This window comes from Prosthecobacter vanneervenii (genome assembly GCF_014203095.1).
GTDB classification, from domain to species: Bacteria; Verrucomicrobiota; Verrucomicrobiia; order Verrucomicrobiales; family Verrucomicrobiaceae; genus Prosthecobacter; species Prosthecobacter vanneervenii.
On record NZ_JACHIG010000001.1, the window covers coordinates 327,912 to 344,185 of the forward strand.

Below are 16,274 nucleotides of genomic sequence, written 5' to 3' on the forward strand. Positions count from 1 at the left end.
GGGCAGATCACTTTGCTGTGTAGCCGCCGTCCACCGGCAGGTTCACCCCGGTGATGTAGCGGGATGCATCGCTGAGGAGGAAGATCACCGCGCCGCCGAGGTCCGTCTCGTCCGCCATGCGACCGAGCATGGTGTGCTCGCAGTAGCGCTGCAGGAAGGGCTCGGGCTGGTTGTTGAAGAAGCCACCCGGAGCCAGGTTGTTCACCCGCACACCATGGGGGCCGTAGAGCGCGGCGTAGAAGCGCGTGAGGTTTTCCATCCCGCCTTTGTGGAAGAAGTAGTCCGGCGGCATGTCGCCCATGTTGGTGCCGGTGTAGAGCTCGTAGCTGGGGCCGATCATGCCTTGGATGCTGCCAATGTTCACGATGCTGCCGCGCCCTGCTTCGGCCATCGTTTTGCCAAAGTGCCGGTGCATGAGCATCACGCCAGTGGCATTCACGCGCATCGACTCCGCAAACTGCTCCACCGCGCCATTCGCTCCCTTCATCGGGCGCAGCACCGCGTTGTTCACCAGCCCATGCAGCGCTCCATGCTGCGCTGAGATGCGCTCATGCAGCGAGATCACCGAGGCCTCGTCTCCCTGGTCCAGCGATTCCGCAAAGACGCGGTGCCCCTTCGCTGTCTCTTCCTCCGCCACAATCTTCAGCTTGGAAACATCACGCGAGGCTAGGATCAGCGTGGCGCCCGTTTCTGCCAACATGGCTGCCAGACCGCGGCCATACAGCCCCGCGCCGCCAGTGAGGAGGATGGTTTTGCCGGAGATGGAGAAGAGAGAGGAAGACATGGGGCTTACTTGGATTTGTAGATTGAATCACTGCCGCTGGCCGCAGCACTGCCGCCAAAATCACCGACGAGCTTCTTGAAGGCATTGCCCAGCTCGATCACATCGGCACCCAGCGTGAAGACACGCGTGCCCTCGGCCAGCACCTCCTCCTTCTGGCCGTAGAGCGATGCCACGGCGGGGTATTTGCCATGTTTCAGAGCAGCGGCTGCCACGCGCTTGCGTGCGGCCACCACCTCGGGGTGTGTGGCCTGCCCAAGCTTGCCAATGCGGTGGCTGAAATCTCCAGCACCAAACAGCAGCATGTCGAATCCCGGCACCGCCGCGATCTCCTCCACCACCTCCAGTGCTTCTGGACTCTCGATCTGCAGGATGATGAACTTTTCGGTATTGCAGTGGTGCGCGTAGTCCGCCAGCGGCACCTGGCAGAAAAGACCGTCCATATTTCCGGCATCCAGCGCCTTGTGGCCCAGTGGCTGGCAGCGCACCATATCGACCACGTTTCGCGCCTCGTCCGCGCTCGTCACATGCGGTACCATGATGCCCGTGGCATCGCACTCAAAAGGCTTCACATATTCGCTGTAGCCGCCTTTGTTCACACGCACGATGGTGTCCATGTCATAGAGCTTGGCGGCGCGCACCTGGTGCTCCAGATTCAGCCAGTCATTGGGCACATGCTCATTGCACAGCCACACCGCGCTGGCACCGCTGAGCCCGGCCAGCTCCACGATGCGGGGATCTCCCAGGTTCAGCTTGAGCACGGTGCTGTTCTGACCGGCACGGAGTTCGCGTAGGATTCGTGAGGGGCGGAGTTTCATGAATGAGTTTCGGAAAGGATGTCTGAGATGTGGATGGCCGCCCCATTTTGCTCACGGCTGCGCCTGCCTGCAATGATCACCGCCATCAGCTCCACCGTTTCCTCAAAGGGCAGGGGGCGTGCCCCCGTGCGCAGCATGTCGATGAAGGCCACGAGCTGACCGCGAAAGGCGCTGTAGGTATCGGTAAGACGCAGCGGCAGCTGGCCTTTGGTGCCATACAGATGTACTGCGCCAAAGCTGCCATACGCATCGTGCAGCGCACCGATGGTCACACGCACACCGCAGCGGTGTGTCAGGTGCATCACATCGCCACCAGCATCGCTGTGCGCCTGCACAGTAAGAAAGCCCGGCCCCAGCAGCGGTTCCACCGCCTCCAGTGCATGGATGCCGTAGCGCTCCCACGTCTTGCAGGTAAAGCTGGTGATCCACCGCATATCTCCCACCAGCTCCTGCTGCTCCGTATTCAGCCGCATCTCAGGCGCATAGCGCATGCCGCTGGTGGAGAGGATGGTGGACCCGGCCTCGTGCCACTGCACAAACTGCCGCAGGTCGGCGATGTTCGTCGCCATCGGTTTATCGACAAAGACCGGCAGCCCCGCCTCGATGAAAGGGCGCACGCGGCGGATGTGGTCGTCGCCATCATCGGTGGAAATGATCACCGCATCCACCTGACCGATCACGTCTTCTGGCTTTGCCACCGTGTGCGCTATCAGGCTCGCTGCCGCCACCTTCGGCGCATCAGCGGCATCATCTGTCCACAGGTGCGTCACACGCGCGCCGGGCACCCGAACGTCTTCCACACGCTGCTTGCCCAGGTAGCTGAGGATGGCGGGGTAGGGGCACTGCGCCATCGCTTCCGGATTGAAGCCATTGATGATGGCGCTCCAAGAATACGGGTGGCCGTTTCCCTCGATCATGCCCAGCATGGCCAGGCGTAGTTCTTTGCCTTCGGGGTTCATGAAATCGTGATTGGCATGCCAGTGGCGGCGGACTCCAGCGCGGCGCGGTTGCAGCGCAGCGTCTGCGCCGCTTCCTCAAAGGTGCACAGCGTGCACGGTTTCCCCTCCATGCCGTCGAGGAAGGCGTTTGCCTGCGCGATGAAAAGATCATCCCGCTGCAGAGGCGCGGTGCTGCGCCACTCCCAGGCCGTCTCTCCAAGACGCATGCTGCCCCAGCGCTGTGCATGGGATTCTATTTTGAGGCTCCCAACTTCGCACTGCACTTCCAGCGTGGTCTCGTTTGCCGCCTGAAACTGCGTCATGGCATAGCTGGCCATCACGCTGCCGTGTCTGGCGCAGATGTTCACCGTGTCCTCCACAGTCACGCCTTCCAGCCGCTGATGCGAGGCATCGCAGTACAGCCGTGTCATGGGGCCGATCAGCCACTCCATGGCGTTCATGAGATGGGTCAGCGCGTCCTGAATGGCACCGCCGCCAGTCTCGTGCCGAGCATAGTAGATGTTCCGGTAGGCCGGGCGAAAGGTGGGGAAATGCTGCCCCGCCACCACCGTGGCCTGCAGCGGTCTGCCCAGCGCGCCGCTGTGCAAAAATTCACGCGCCGCCACGACCCAAGGAAAGCAGTGGTAAACATACGCCACAGCGGCAAAGCGCCCGCTTTTGGCGATGGCTGCACGTGTTTCCTCCAGACCGTCCAGCGTCACCGAAAGCGGCTTCTCGATCAGCAGCGCCGCACCATGCGCTGCTCCTTCACGGGCGATGGCCAGATGCGTATGGGCAGGCGTGCAGATGACGAGCGCATCAAACCTCTGAGCGGCCAGCGCCTCCTGCAGTGTGCTGAAGGCAGGCGCGTCGTAGCGCTGGCTCACCTCTGCCAGCAGAGCCGCGTTGGCGTCGCACACGCTCACGTGGCAGCGCCCTGTCTGCTGAAAGCAGCGCAGGTGCCGCTCGCCAATGCTGCCGCAGCCGATAACCAGGATGGAATGCATGGGCACGAACTAACCGTGGAGCGCACGCGCGTCCAAGATGTTTCGACTGGTCTGGTCCGTGAACCAGATGCCTATTTGCCTACTGTCTGCGGGGCCGCTTTCATCTTCTGGAAAGGCACGCTTTCACACACAGCCAGGATGAGGTCCTGCATGCGGTTGCCCGCGGCCTTGGACTTGCGCAGGATCTCCTCGGTGGTCGGCTTGTCGGAGTATTCCAGGCCACGGCCCAGCGCATAGATGAGGAGGTTGTCGGCCAGATTTTTCACAAACTGGTCGCCCAGATCCCGCACCAGCACCGTGCGCAGCTCGGCCAGGTTGGCAAAGGTCTGCCCGCGCACCAGCGAGCCCGAGGCATCGATGGGTTGCTTCTTCTCCTCATCGCGCCAGAGGCCGATGGCATCGTAGTTTTCAAAGGCAAAGCCCATCGGGTCCAGATAGGCATGGCATCCGGCGCAGGAGGCATTGCTGCGGTGCTCGGCAAACTGCTGGCGCAGTGTCATCTTTCCAAACTGCTGCTTCCGCTCATCCAGCGGCGCTACACCGCCTGGGGCGGGTGGGGGCGGGGTGCCCAGGATGTTTTCCAGAAGGAACTTGCCGCGCTTCACCGGTGAGGTGCGCGTGGGCGTGGAGGTCAGCGTGAGGATGCTGCCCTGTGTCAGCACACCGCCGCGTGGTGTGCCCTGAAGGGACACCTTCTGGTATTTGTCTCCCTTCACGCCCTGGATGCCGTAGTAGCGCGCCAGCTTCTCATTGAGGAAGGTGTAGTCCGCATTCAAAAAGGCGATCACGTCCAGGTTGTTCCGCAGAATGTTGTCGAAGAACATCTGTGACTCCTTTTTCATCGCGTAGGCCATGCCGCCCTTCCATTCAGGAAAGCGCCGCTCGTCCACATTCACGATGTCCATGTCACGCAGTTGCAGCCACTGGCCGGCAAAGTCTTCTGTGAGGCTCCAGGCACGGTAGTCGGCCAGCATGCGCTTCACCTCGGCGGCCATGTTCTTGCGCAGCTCGCCTTTGGCGGCCAGTTGCAGCAGCTTGTCATCCGGCGGTGACGACCACAGGAAGTAGGAAAGACGGGAGGCCAGGCTGTATTCATCGATCAGCGCCACGCCATCCTGCACGGGCCCCACCGGAGTGGGGGAGCCGCGATAGAGGAAGCCAGGAGATACCAGCATGCCGCGCAGCACGTAACCCAGTGCATCCAGCGGCTCCAGCTTCTCTTGGATGCCGAGGTCGGCAATGCCATGCCATTTGGCCTTCTCCGCATCGCGCAGCGGGCGGCGGAAGAGGCGCTGCCCCAGCTTGTCCACCATGGCGTGCATGTCGGCCGCAGCGATGCCGCTGGGCTGGCCCATCGGACCCTCCACAGTGAGCTGGTGCAGCCAGAAGTTGCGGTCCTGGTGGGTTTTCTCGTCGTAGAAATCATTTAGGAACCACACCTGGATCTCATGCTTGCCCGCAGGCAGTTCCACCTCGGTGCCAAACCACTGCGGCGTCTGGTTTTTGGCAGTGATGGAAAAGGAGCCTGCATTTTTGCCGCCGATGCGCACGTCAAACTTCGCGGGCTCGCCACCGGCTTGCTGCGCCCCGGCCTTGATGCCGAGGCGGTACTTGCCTGGAAGGGAAAGATCGACGTGATGCTTCACATAGCCGTTCATGGCCAGTTCGATGGTGCCGGTGTCGCGGCTGGCATTCCCCTGGCCGTTTTCAAAGTCCTCTCCTGTGAGCTTCAGCGCTGGCAGCCCGGCAGGCTTGCCGTCCAGCAGCCACTGCACCAGGCGTGTACCACGAGGCGGAAGCAGGCCGTCGGGACCTTCCACCTCGATCTTGTCCAGCGCCAGATTGCGGTCGCGCTTGTCCGGATCAGGATTTTGCGGATCGGCGAAGTCGTTCAAAAATCGCACCACGATCTTGTGCTCGCCGCTCTTGAGCGTGACCTGCTGCTGGATCACCTGCCACGGGCCCTTGTCGCCATTGTAGCGTGCCGTCACATCAAAGGTGCCCAGCTCCTTGTCATCCACTTTCAGCATCACCTTGGCCGCATCAGGCCCGGCTTGCGTGGCGGACAGGTGAAACTTCAGCTGGTAGTTGCCATACGCAGGCGCGGTGAATTTCGTGGCGGCATCCGCGTTGCTATGAAACCAGCGTACGCCATCCCATTCCTTGGTTTCGCCCTTCTGGTTCCAGAATTTCTTGGCTCCCAGTTCCAGATCCAGACGCTCCACGTCGGAGGTGTCCAGCGCCTTGTCGGCCACTGCGTTCGCAGCGCGGATGTACTTTTCCATCAGCAGCGGGGAGATGCTCAGCACATCGCCGATGTTGTCATAGCCGTAGCCGGTATCGTCCGGCGGGAACTCATTGGCGGGCTTCATATCCACCAACAGCAGGTCGCGGATGGTGTTGTTGTACTCCGTGCGGTTCAGGCGGCGGTAGGTGATGTGCCCCGGGTCGATCTTCTTGGGGTCAAACCAGAACACCGTGTCGTCGATCCATGCCACGATCTCATCGCGCTCATTGAGCGGTGGCTTCTCCTTTTTCTCTGGTGGCATCACGTGCGTCACCAGCTGCTGCCGTGCATGATCCCACAGCACCTTGTCGGCAATCAGCTTGCCGTATTCCGGGTACTCATCCAGCGCAAAGTCACCCTTGTCCGTGCCGTCGCCGTGGCAGTCGTAGCAGTATTTTTGCAGCAGGGGCAGGATGCGATTGGTGTAGGCATCCTGGCCGCGCTCAGCGGCAGGCAGCAGGCAAGGGAGGGCGAGGGACGCGAAGAGGAGTCTGCGTAGCATGAAATGGAGGGAATGGGGGTATTCTCTATACGTGCGCAGAGTGGCAGGGATTTCGCCGAAAACCAGCGGTGCATTGCGCGTGATTTGGGGTTGCATGCGCCCGGGCTTGCGCTGAAGAAGCGCGCCCTTTTTTACATCATGTCCACCACCGCCCTCGAAACCGGCCGCGCCTTCCTGGCCGATAACGCCAAAAAGCCCGGCATCACCACCACCGCCAGCGGCCTGCAGTATGAAGTGCTGACCCCCGGCACTGGCAAAAGCCCCAAGGCCAAGGACACCGTGGTGGTGAACTACCGTGGCACGCTGCTCAATGGCGTGGAGTTTGACAGCTCCTACCTGGCTGGACGCGAGCCGGCGGAGTTTCCGCTCAAGCGCGTGATCAAAGGCTGGACCGAGGGCCTGCAGCTCATGCAGGAGGGGGCCAAGTATCGCTTTTTCATCCCCTCCGAGCTGGCCTACGGCAAACGCGGCGCAGGCATCGACATCGGACCCAATGAAACTCTCATCTTTGAGGTGGAACTCCTGAAAGTCTGGGAAGACTAGGCGCGATTTCCTCTGTCCATGAATCAAATCGACCTCAAGGACAGAGTGGCCATCGTCACCGGCGGTGCGCGCGGAATCGGGTATGCCATCGCAGAGCGCATGCTGCGCTCGGGTGCCAGTGTGTGCCTGTGGGACATCGATGCCACCGCGCTCGATGCAGCCAAAGCTGAGCTATCCGCACTCGGCCAAGCGCACACCGCCACCGTGGACCTGACAAGCATCTCCTCCGTGGAAAGCGCCGCTGCATCGACTCTGGGTGCCTTTGGCAAGATAGACATCCTCGTGAACAACGCAGGTATCGCAGGCACCAATGCGAAGACTTGGGAAACTGATCCCGCTGAATGGCAGCGCGTCATGGCAATCAACCTGAACGGCCCCTTCCACTGCTGCCATGCCGTGGTGCCCCACATGCTGAAAAACGGCTATGGCCGCATCGTCAATATCGCCTCCATCGCCGGCAAGGAGGGTAATCCCAACGCCGCCCACTACAGCGCCTCCAAGGCGGGCGTGGTCGCCCTGACCAAGTCTCTCGGCAAGGAGCTGGCCACCAGCAACATCATCGTCAATGCGGTGACGCCCGCCGTGATCGAAACGGATATCCTGAAGCAGCTCACGCAGCAGCACATCGATTACATGCTCTCCAAGATCCCGATGAATCGATTCGGGAAAAAGGAAGAAGCTGCCGCTCTTGTGGCTTGGCTTAGCTCGGAGGACTGCTCCTTCACCACCGGTGCCGTCTTTGATTTGTCCGGTGGCCGCGCCACCTATTGATCGTTTCAGGTTTCTCGCTGCGTAATCAGGGAATGTCCCTGATCACCGCCGAGAATTCCAAGCCTGGATCCACCGACTGGCAGCTTACGCGGATGCGCCTCGACAAAAACGAGGGCATCCGCACTTCCTTCATTGAGGGGTATTGCTCCAGGCAGTCGGTCAAAGCGGGCGAGACACTGGACATCTTCGTCAGCACCAAACCGGCTTCGCGCTTTAAGCTCGAAGTCTTCCGCTCGGGCTACTACGGTAGGCGCGGTGCGCGCCTGATGGGGGAATACGGCCCCTTTGAGGGCAAGGAACAGATCGTTCCGGAAATCGGCGGGCGGCGACTCCGCGAATGCCGCTGGGACAAGACCACCTCCATCACCATCCCGCAGGACTGGCTGAGCGGCGTGTATCTTGGCAGGCTGACCACGCTGCCGGCTTCTCCCGATGAGCCCTACTGGCAGAGCTACGTGGTCTTCATCGTCAAAGACGACCGCAAGGCCGACATCCTCCTGCAGTGCAGCGACAACACCTGGCAGGCCTACAATCGCTGGCCCGACACTTTCTCCCTCTACGATGACGGCGTGCATCCCGGCATGGTAAGCCCGCCGGGCATCGACATCAGCTTTGACCGCCCCTATGGCAAATACCGCCAGATCTATGAAAACCCGCAGTCCGTCGGCAGCGGCGAGTGGCTCTGCTTTGAGTTTCCCATGGCCTACTGGCTGGAGCAGAGGGGTTACGATGTGACCTACTGCTCCAACAGCGACATGGTCACTCCCGAGCGCGGTTTCAAGTGCAAGGCTTGGATCAGTGGGGGCCACGATGAATACTGGGATGTGCGTCAGTACCATAGCGCCATGGCCATGCGCGATGCCGGGGTCAGCCTCCTCTTTCTTTCCGGCAACTCCGTCTGCTGGGTCAGTCCTTTCCGCGATTCTTCCACCGGTGTGCCAAACCGCATCATCACGCGTGAAGCACCCTATGCCGGACTGGCGAGGCAGCAGAAATTCGATGAGCTCAAAAAGTTTGAAGGTCACACCACAGGCCCCGATGAAGGCCTGCTCATGGGCGCCATCAATGTCATTCCCGTGAACGGCGGCGGCGACTGGATCTGCACGCAGCCGGAGCACTGGCTCTTTGAAGGCACCGGCATGAAAAAAGGCGATAGCATCCCTGGGATGGTCGGGTGGGAGTATCACGGAGATCCCGCCAAGATCCCCGGGCTCGAAGTGGTCGCAGGCGGCACCGCCTGGCAGAGCGGCGTGAATCCCCAGCAGTGGACCGCCACGATCTATCCTGGGCCGAAGAACAACTTCGTCTTCAATGCCGCCACCATCTGGTGGGCCCAGGGGCTGAGCAAGCCCCCCGGCCACATGCCCGTTTGGAGCCACTACTCCCGCCCGCATGGCCCCGACCCGCGTGTACAGCGCATCACAGAGAATCTGCTGAGAAGGGCCATCGGAAACTGACGCTTGCATTAGCCTGCGATGCGTCATGCCGTGGATTCCCTTGGCAAGAGGGCGCCCCTTTCAGCCGTAGATGAATCATTCCCCCATGATTCAAAGCCGTTACGTCATCTCCTTGTTTCTGCTCACCACCCCGCTTGCCGCTGAGGTAGCCAAGGTGCATCCCGCGCAGGCGATGGGGCTTTTAAAGACGCAGTGCCTGGGTTGCCACAATGCCGACAAAAAGAAAGGCGGGCTCTCTCTGGAGACGCGCGATCTGGCTCTGAAGGGCGGCGAAAACGGGGCCGCCATGGTCTCTGGCGACGCGGACCACAGCGCGCTCATTGCGGCACTGAGCGATCCTGGCGATGCTCACATGCCGCCGAAGAAACAGCTTCCGGAAAAGCAGATCAACCTGCTCAAGGCCTGGGTGAATGCGGGCGCACCATGGGATGATGCTGCGCTGAAGCAGTTTGGAGAACTCACGCCTGCTGACAAGCTGGCGGCGCTGCCTGCCGGACACACGCCCGCAGAGGCCATCGCTATCAGCACCGATGGCAAGCGTTTGGCCGTGGGCCGTGGCAATGCGGTGATCATTCACGATCTGGCTGCTCCGGGTGCGCCTGTGGTGGCCACGCTCACAGGGCACAAGGATGTGGTGCAGTCCCTGGCATGGAGCGCTGATGGCACTCTGCTGGCGGCGGGTGGATACCGCAGCCTTCTCGTCTGGAATGCAGCGGACTGGAAAGTGAAGCATACCCTGGCTGCCCCGCTGGAAGGGCGCGTGACAGGCCTGCTCTTTCTGCCGGACAATGCCACACTCATTCTCGCCGATGGGGCCATGAGCCTGAAGGGAGTGCTGCACCGCTGGAAGCTCGGAGAGCCCAAGCCCGCGCAGACGGTGGAAGCTCATGCGGATAATGTTTTGAGCCTGGCACTCAGCAAAGATGGCAAACAGATCGCCACGGGTGGTGCGGACAATCTGGCCAAGGTATGGGATGCCGCCACGCTGAAGGAAACCGCCAAGATTGAGGGACATGTGGGCCACATCGTGGCGGTGGGGTTCAATACCGATGGCAAATGGCTGGCCACCGGCAGCGCCGACAAGGATCTGAAGGTGTGGGACATCGCCAGCAAGGAGATGATCATGCTGCTGGGAGACAAATCCTCGCCGGTGAATGCGCTGCTGTGGTCGCCTGATTCCACCAGCCTGACCTACTTCAACGACAACGGCAGCGTGCACAGTGTGACGGAGCTCAAAGAGCACGATGGCGTGCGGCTGGCCTTCACCTCCGGCAAGGACAAAAAGGTGGGCAGCATCGAGGGGGTGCCCAATGCCGCCGTGCTCAGCCCTGACGGCAAGAATGTGTACGCCGCCACAGATGCGGGAGAGGTTTACCAGATCGACGAGAAGCAGAAGATCGCCAAGCTGGCAGTGCCTGCGGCAGTGGCACCGCCTGCGCCGAATCCCAAGGCGCTATCCTTCACACAGGACATCCTGCCCGTGCTCAGCAAGGCCGGGTGCAATCTGGGAAGCTGCCATGCCAAGTCGTCCGGACAGGCGGGATTCAAGCTCTCCATCTTTGCCTTTGATCCGAAGGGCGACTACATGGAGCTGGCCAAGGATTCGCGCGGTCGCCGGGTGTTTCCTGCGATGCCAGAGGACAGCCTGCTGCTGCTGAAGGCCACGGTGCGTGTGCAGCACGAGGGCGGGCAGCGTTTTGAGCCGGACTCCGAGTCAGCCAAGACCATCGCCGAGTGGATCCGCCAGGGCATGCCGTATGAGACTCCCGGCCAGCCCACGCTCACTGGCATCGAAGTGCAGCCGGCGGAAAAGACCTATCGCAAGAATGAAGCCGGGGTGCTGAAGGTGACTGCCAGGTACAGCAATGGCACCTCACGCGATGTCACCGCTTTGACGGACTACATCTCATCTGAGAAAGCCATCGCGACGGTGGATGAAGAGGGGCACATGAAGACCACCACGGAAAGTGGCGAGACCGTGATCGTGGCGCGCTACATGGGCCAGGTGGCCATCTCGCGCGTGGCGGTGCCTGCGGACAAGCTGCTGCCACCCGAGCGCTATGCCGGACTGACGGTGAGCAATGAGATCGACAAGCTTGTTTATACCCGCCTCCAAAAGCTTGGCCATCTGCCCAGCGACACCTGCACCGATGCGGAATTTCTGCGCCGCAGCACGCTGGATGCCATTGGCATGCTGCCCACAGTGGAAGAAGCGCGCGCCTTTGCCGCCAGCAAGGATCCGAAGAAGCACGAGCAGTGGGTGGATGCCCTGCTGCAGCGTCCTGAATGGGCCGACCACTGGGCCATCAAGTGGGGGGATCTCATCCGGCCCAATCCCTCCCGAGTGGGCGTGAAGCCCGTGTATCTGCTGGACCAGTGGCTGCGCCAGAGCTTTCGCGAAAACAAGCCCTGGGACCGCCTCGTGCGCGAACTGCTCACGGCACAGGGAAACACGCATCACGACGGCCCTGTGGCCATCTGGCGCGACAAACGCGAGCCCGTGGACGCCGCCACCTTTGTAGGGCAGATCTTCCTTGGCGTTCGTCTTGAGTGCGCCAAGTGCCATCACCACCCGACAGAGAAGTGGGACCTCACGGACTACTACCAGATGGCCGCCTTCTTCACGCAGATGAAACGCAAGGGGCAGGGGATCTCCGCGCCGATCAGCGGCGAGCCCGAGCAGATGTGGTTTGCGCCGGGCAATGCGGGCATAGAGCACCCTGTCACCAAGGCCACGCTGAAACCGCGCCCGCCTGCGGACAAGGAGATCGCCATTCCGGAAACGACCGATCCACGCGCCGCGCTGGCCGACTGGATGACAAATCCGCACAACCCCTACTTTGCCCCCGCCATCGTGAACCGCGTGTGGTCCAGTTTCATGGGGCGCGGCATCGTCGATCCAGTGGATGACTTCCGCGCCTCCAATCCGCCCAGCAATGCTGCGCTGCTGGACTGGCTGGCACAGGATTTTGTGAAGCATGGCTATGACCTCAAGCATCTCATGCGCACCATCATGCTCTCGCAGGTGTACCGACTCAGCAGCACGCCCAACGAGACCAACGTGGCCGACGTGAAAAACTACAGCCGCAGCTACCGCCGCCGCCTGCCTGCGGAAACGCTGCTGGACGCCGTGTGCGCCGTCACCGAGGTTCGCGAAACCTTCAGCGGCATGCCTTCCGATTCGCTGGCCAAGCAGACGTGGAATCACAAGCTGGAGAGCCAGTTCATGGACGCCTTTGGTCGCCCCAATGCCAGCTCTGAATGCCCCTGTGAGCGCGATGCCAAGCCCAGCGTGGTGCAGGCCCTGCACCTCATGAACTCCACCAAGCTGCAGGACATGCTTGTCAGCGCCAAAGGCCGCGCCGCCCGCCTGGCCAAAAGCGACCTCAAATCTGCGCAAATCGTGGAAGAGCTCTACCTCGCCAGCTACTCACGCCTGCCCACGGCTGAAGAAGCCGCCATCGCCGGCAAGGCCGTGGACGCCGGAGCCGCTAATCGTCAGGCTGCGATTGAGGATGTTATGTGGAGTCTGCTCAACTCGGCGGAGTTTGTGTTTAATCACTGAGCCGATGAGGGCGCTTTGTTTCGTTTGGATCGTATTCGTGCTGCTCGGCACACTGGGCTGTGCGCACAAGAAACGCGTTTTCAAAACCGGCCCTGGTCCAGCGAGGATTCAAGGCAGGCAGGGAGACCTGGCTAAAATCGAGTCGCAGGTGCGCAAACTATGGCCTGCTGATGTGCGTTATGTGTTCACTGAAAAGGAGGCCCGTGACTGGGCACGCTTCATTCGCGCTGCCGAATGCCGGAAACTCATTCTGGGTTACAATGGAGGAGAAAGCGGTCTGCCAGGGTATGACTGGCTGGACATTACCGCAATCATCCCAAATGGCGATTTTGGCGGACGCCTCTTGGAGTATGCCCGTGCGCACAAGCTGCACCCCCTTCAGATCACTACCTTTGAGCCACAGTTGATTGCCATCATGCTTGATCGCGAAGATCACGTCATTGCGGCGCTCACTCAAAACGACGGCTGCTGCCAGCCTGTGCGCGTAGGTCGGTATCGTGGCAGGTGGGTGTTTGACACCCTTTTCTGGAAGCGTGCGCATCGCCTTCGGTTTGAGGCACAAGAACTGGTTAAAGAAATGCGCAAGATAGCGGTGGAGAACGGTCCAAACCAGTGGGATGAGGACGAAGAATGAGGCAGGGCCAAGTGCGCCGTGTGCCTTGATATGACTTTCACTGGTTTTGATACTTTTGTTCGCTTTCGCAAGAATCCCCCGGATGTGGCGTAATTTTCACATCTGACACCTCACACGAATGTCTCGATTCACCCACAACTGCGCCGGTCACATGCGGCGTGATTTTCTGAAGCTCGGTCTCACCGCCGCAGGTGGTGGCCTTGGCTTCACGGATCTGCTGCGGGCGCGTGCCATGGCGGCCCAGGCTCCGCAGCCTTCGCTTTCCCGTCCGGTGAACTGCATCCTCGTGTGGCTGGACGGTGGCCCGTCCCACTACGAGATGTTTGACCCCAAGCCGAATGCACCGAGCGAGATCCGTGGTGAGCTTGGGACCATTCGCACCAGCGTGCCGGGCGTGCATTTCTCCGAGAGCGTGCCCTATCTCGCCAAGGTGGCGGACAAGTTTACGGTCCTGCGCAGCGTCACGCACAAAGACCCGAACCACGGCGGCGGCAATCATTACATGATGACCGGAGCGCCCACGCCGGTGCCGGTGGGTTGCGGTGCCTTTGTGACGTTCCACCCCTCTTTTGGCAGTGTGGTGAGCTACAAACGCGGCGTGAAAAACGGACTGCCAGCCTACATGACGCTGCCGAGCATGACGCGCAGCGGCGGCCCCAATTTCCTCGGTGCCGAGCATGCGCCCTTTGTGGCTGGCGGTGATCCGAACTCCAAAGGCTTCAAGGTGCGTGATGTGGTGCTGCCCACGGACATCAGCGACGCACGCGGCCTGTCCCGACGCGAGCTGCGCCACTCGCTGGACCGCATGCAGCGCATCAACAACGCCTTGGCGGAAGACCCGGCAGTGAGCTTTGACACCTTCTACGGCAAGGCGGTGGATCTGATCTCCTCCAAGCCCGCGCAGGAAGCCTTTGACATTTCCCTGGAAGACGACAAGACGCGCGATCTCTACGGCCGCAATGATGTGGGCCAGCGCATGCTGCTGGCACGTCGCATGGTGGAAGTGGGGGTGCCCTTTGTCACCGTGAACTACGGCGGCTGGGATCATCACCGCGATCTCTTCAAGACCTGCAAAGGCGAGTTCATGCAGAAGTTTGACCAGGGCATGGCTGGTCTCATCACCGACCTCGACCGCCGCGGCCTGCTGGAAAGCACGCTGGTCGTCGCGCTGGGAGAGTTTGGCCGCACTCCGAAGATCAACAAGGACTCCGGCCGTGACCACTGGCCAGGCGCGATGAACATCCTCTTCGCAGGCGCGGGAGTCCCACGAGGTGGCATCATCGGTGCCACCGATCCGAAGGGCTACTACGCCAGCGAAAACATCTATTCGCCGGAAGATTTTGCCGTGACGCTTTATCAGAAGCTGGGCATTGATCCGCACCAGATCCTGCACACTAGCAGCGGCCGTCCGGTGCAGCTGATCAATGGCGGCAGGCCCATCCGTGAGCTCTTTGCGTAATGCATCTCTCAACGGTGAAAGTGGAACGTCGACTGCCGATGCGCCTGACTGCATGGCTGTGCACGCTGGTGCATTCGGCTCTCGTCATCCCCGCGCTGGCGGCTCCTCCAGCCTTTGACAGCCTCTTTCCCGCCGGTGGACAGATCGGCACAAAGGTGGAGGCCAAGGCTGTGGGAAAAGGGCTGGAGAAAGAGGGCTTTCTGGCCTGGAGCAGCAGCCCGCAGGTGGTGGTGCTGGGGGGCGACAAGCCCATGAAGTTCTTTCTCAACATCGCCAAAGAGGCGGTGCCCGGTCCCTGCCTGATTCGGCTTTACAATGAAAGCGACGCCTCGCCGCCACGGATCGTGGAGGTGGGCAAGTTTGAAGAGCTCACCGAGAAGGAACCTAACGATACGCTGGCCGACGCAAGTGCCTCACCTGCGAAGATGAACGTGACTTTCAACGGCGTGCTGGAAAAAGCCGGGGATGTGGACACCTACGCCATTCAGGCAAAGCAGGGCAAAAGCATCCGCCTGGAGCTACATGGCTACGCGCTTGGCTCGCCCATGGACCCCGCCATGCGCCTGCTGAACGAGAAGGGCGTGGAGATCGCCGCCGGGCATGACACACACAATCTCGACCCCCGCATTGAATACACGCCCGCAGCCGACGTCACGCTGTATATACAGCTTTTCTCTTTTGCGCATCCGCCTGCGGCAGATGTCAGCTTCAAAGGCAGCGCCAATCACGTGTATCGCCTTACTGTGACAGACGAGCCCAAGCCTGCCGTGGCGGTGAATGAGCCCAAAACTCTCACGCTGCCTGCCACGGTGAATGGCTGCATCAGCAAGAATGGCGAGGAAGACGCCTACACGTTCACCGCCAAGAAAGGCGATGACCTGCAGCTCCGCGTGCGTGCCCAGAGCCAGCACAACAGTGAGCTGGATGCCGCGTTAAGGATCGAAGATTCCAAAGGCAAGGTGCTGCAGCAGGCGGACGACAGCGAGAAAGAAGTGCTGGACCCTGCACTGCGTTGGAAAGTCCCCAGCGATGGCGAGTACAAACTCATCGTCACAGACCGCTTCCATCACGGCAGCGCGGAGCATGGCTATGAGCTGACCGTCGCCGCCTTCAAGCCCAGTCTCACCGCCACGCTCGACACCCACGCCTATCGCCTCGAAGCGGGCAAGTCCGTGGAGGTGAAGCTCAACGTTAAAACCAGTGGCACCTACAGTGGCAAGATCAAGGCCCAGGCGGTCAATCTGCCCGCAGGTTTCACTTCAGAGAGCGTGGATGTGCCCGCGAAAGGCGGAGATGTGAAGCTCACTCTCAAAGCTACTCCTGAAGCCGCAGCCAGCCAGGCACCCTTTGCAGTGGAGATTACCACCAGCGCACCTGATGCGGTGGAAACGGTCAAAGCCACCTACACCATCCCATTTACCGAGCCGCGCGGAGATCTTCTCATCATGACAGATGACCACCCCTGGTTGACGCTGGTGGCCAAGAAGCCGTAAAACGAGCGCGGACGTTCGT

At 61.1% G+C, this 16,274-nt stretch carries 11 protein-coding genes and 1 pseudogene; 7 read left to right on the forward strand and 5 right to left on the reverse strand.

Features of this window, described 5'->3' with window-relative positions:
- Positions 1 to 7: 7 nt before the first annotated feature.
- From HNQ65_RS01090 to HNQ65_RS01110, 5 genes are all read right to left on the reverse strand, one after another.
- The gene (locus HNQ65_RS01090; protein WP_184337522.1) at positions 8 to 784 is read right to left on the reverse strand and encodes an SDR family oxidoreductase; all 777 of its coding nucleotides are present in this window, start codon (positions 782 to 784) and stop codon (positions 8 to 10) included.
- Positions 785 to 789: 5 nt separating this feature from the next.
- Positions 790 to 1,599 (reverse strand): HpcH/HpaI aldolase family protein, encoded by an 810-nt coding sequence (locus HNQ65_RS01095; protein ID WP_184337524.1) that lies wholly within the window; start codon positions 1,597 to 1,599, stop codon positions 790 to 792.
- Positions 1,596 to 2,558 carry a Gfo/Idh/MocA family protein gene (locus HNQ65_RS01100; RefSeq protein WP_221306004.1) on the reverse strand — a complete coding sequence of 321 codons (963 nt, stop codon included), beginning with the start codon at positions 2,556 to 2,558 and terminating at the stop codon, positions 1,596 to 1,598. Before HNQ65_RS01100 ends, HNQ65_RS01095 begins: the two co-directional genes overlap by 4 nt.
- On the reverse strand, positions 2,555 to 3,544 hold the full coding sequence (locus tag HNQ65_RS01105; protein WP_184337526.1) for a Gfo/Idh/MocA family protein: 990 nt from the start codon (positions 3,542 to 3,544) through the stop codon (positions 2,555 to 2,557). Before HNQ65_RS01105 ends, HNQ65_RS01100 begins: the two co-directional genes overlap by 4 nt.
- A 71-nt stretch (positions 3,545 to 3,615) precedes the next feature.
- Positions 3,616 to 6,333 (reverse strand): DUF1592 domain-containing protein, encoded by a 2,718-nt coding sequence (locus tag HNQ65_RS01110; RefSeq protein ID WP_184337528.1) that lies wholly within the window; start codon positions 6,331 to 6,333, stop codon positions 3,616 to 3,618.
- A 141-nt stretch (positions 6,334 to 6,474) separates the two neighbouring features.
- Between HNQ65_RS01110 and HNQ65_RS01115 the strand changes: the two are divergent.
- The 7 genes and pseudogenes from HNQ65_RS01115 to HNQ65_RS01145 all read left to right on the forward strand — a co-directional run.
- Positions 6,475 to 6,876: pseudogene (locus tag HNQ65_RS01115) on the forward strand (FKBP-type peptidyl-prolyl cis-trans isomerase); the annotation flags it as partial.
- Positions 6,877 to 6,894: 18 nt separating this feature from the next.
- Positions 6,895 to 7,647 carry an SDR family NAD(P)-dependent oxidoreductase gene (locus tag HNQ65_RS01120; RefSeq protein ID WP_184337531.1) on the forward strand — a complete coding sequence of 251 codons (753 nt, stop codon included), beginning with the start codon at positions 6,895 to 6,897 and terminating at the stop codon, positions 7,645 to 7,647.
- A 32-nt stretch (positions 7,648 to 7,679) separates the two neighbouring features.
- A complete protein-coding gene (locus tag HNQ65_RS01125; protein ID WP_184337532.1) occupies positions 7,680 to 9,104 on the forward strand; it encodes a N,N-dimethylformamidase beta subunit family domain-containing protein in 1,425 nt (474 codons plus the stop codon).
- Between the two features lie 85 nt (positions 9,105 to 9,189).
- Entirely contained in the window at positions 9,190 to 12,669 is a 3,480-nt protein-coding gene (locus HNQ65_RS01130) for a DUF1553 domain-containing protein (RefSeq protein WP_184337534.1), read from the forward strand.
- 37 nt (positions 12,670 to 12,706) lie between these two features.
- A complete protein-coding gene (locus HNQ65_RS01135) occupies positions 12,707 to 13,303 on the forward strand; it encodes a hypothetical protein (RefSeq protein WP_184337535.1) in 597 nt (198 codons plus the stop codon).
- A gap of 118 nt (positions 13,304 to 13,421) precedes the next feature.
- Positions 13,422 to 14,762, forward strand: a complete 1,341-nt coding sequence (locus HNQ65_RS01140) for a DUF1501 domain-containing protein (RefSeq protein ID WP_184337537.1) — start codon at positions 13,422 to 13,424, stop codon at positions 14,760 to 14,762.
- Positions 14,763 to 14,800: 38 nt separating this feature from the next.
- Positions 14,801 to 16,255 (forward strand): PPC domain-containing protein, encoded by a 1,455-nt coding sequence (locus HNQ65_RS01145; RefSeq protein WP_184337538.1) that lies wholly within the window; start codon positions 14,801 to 14,803, stop codon positions 16,253 to 16,255.
- Positions 16,256 to 16,274: the final 19 nt, after the last annotated feature.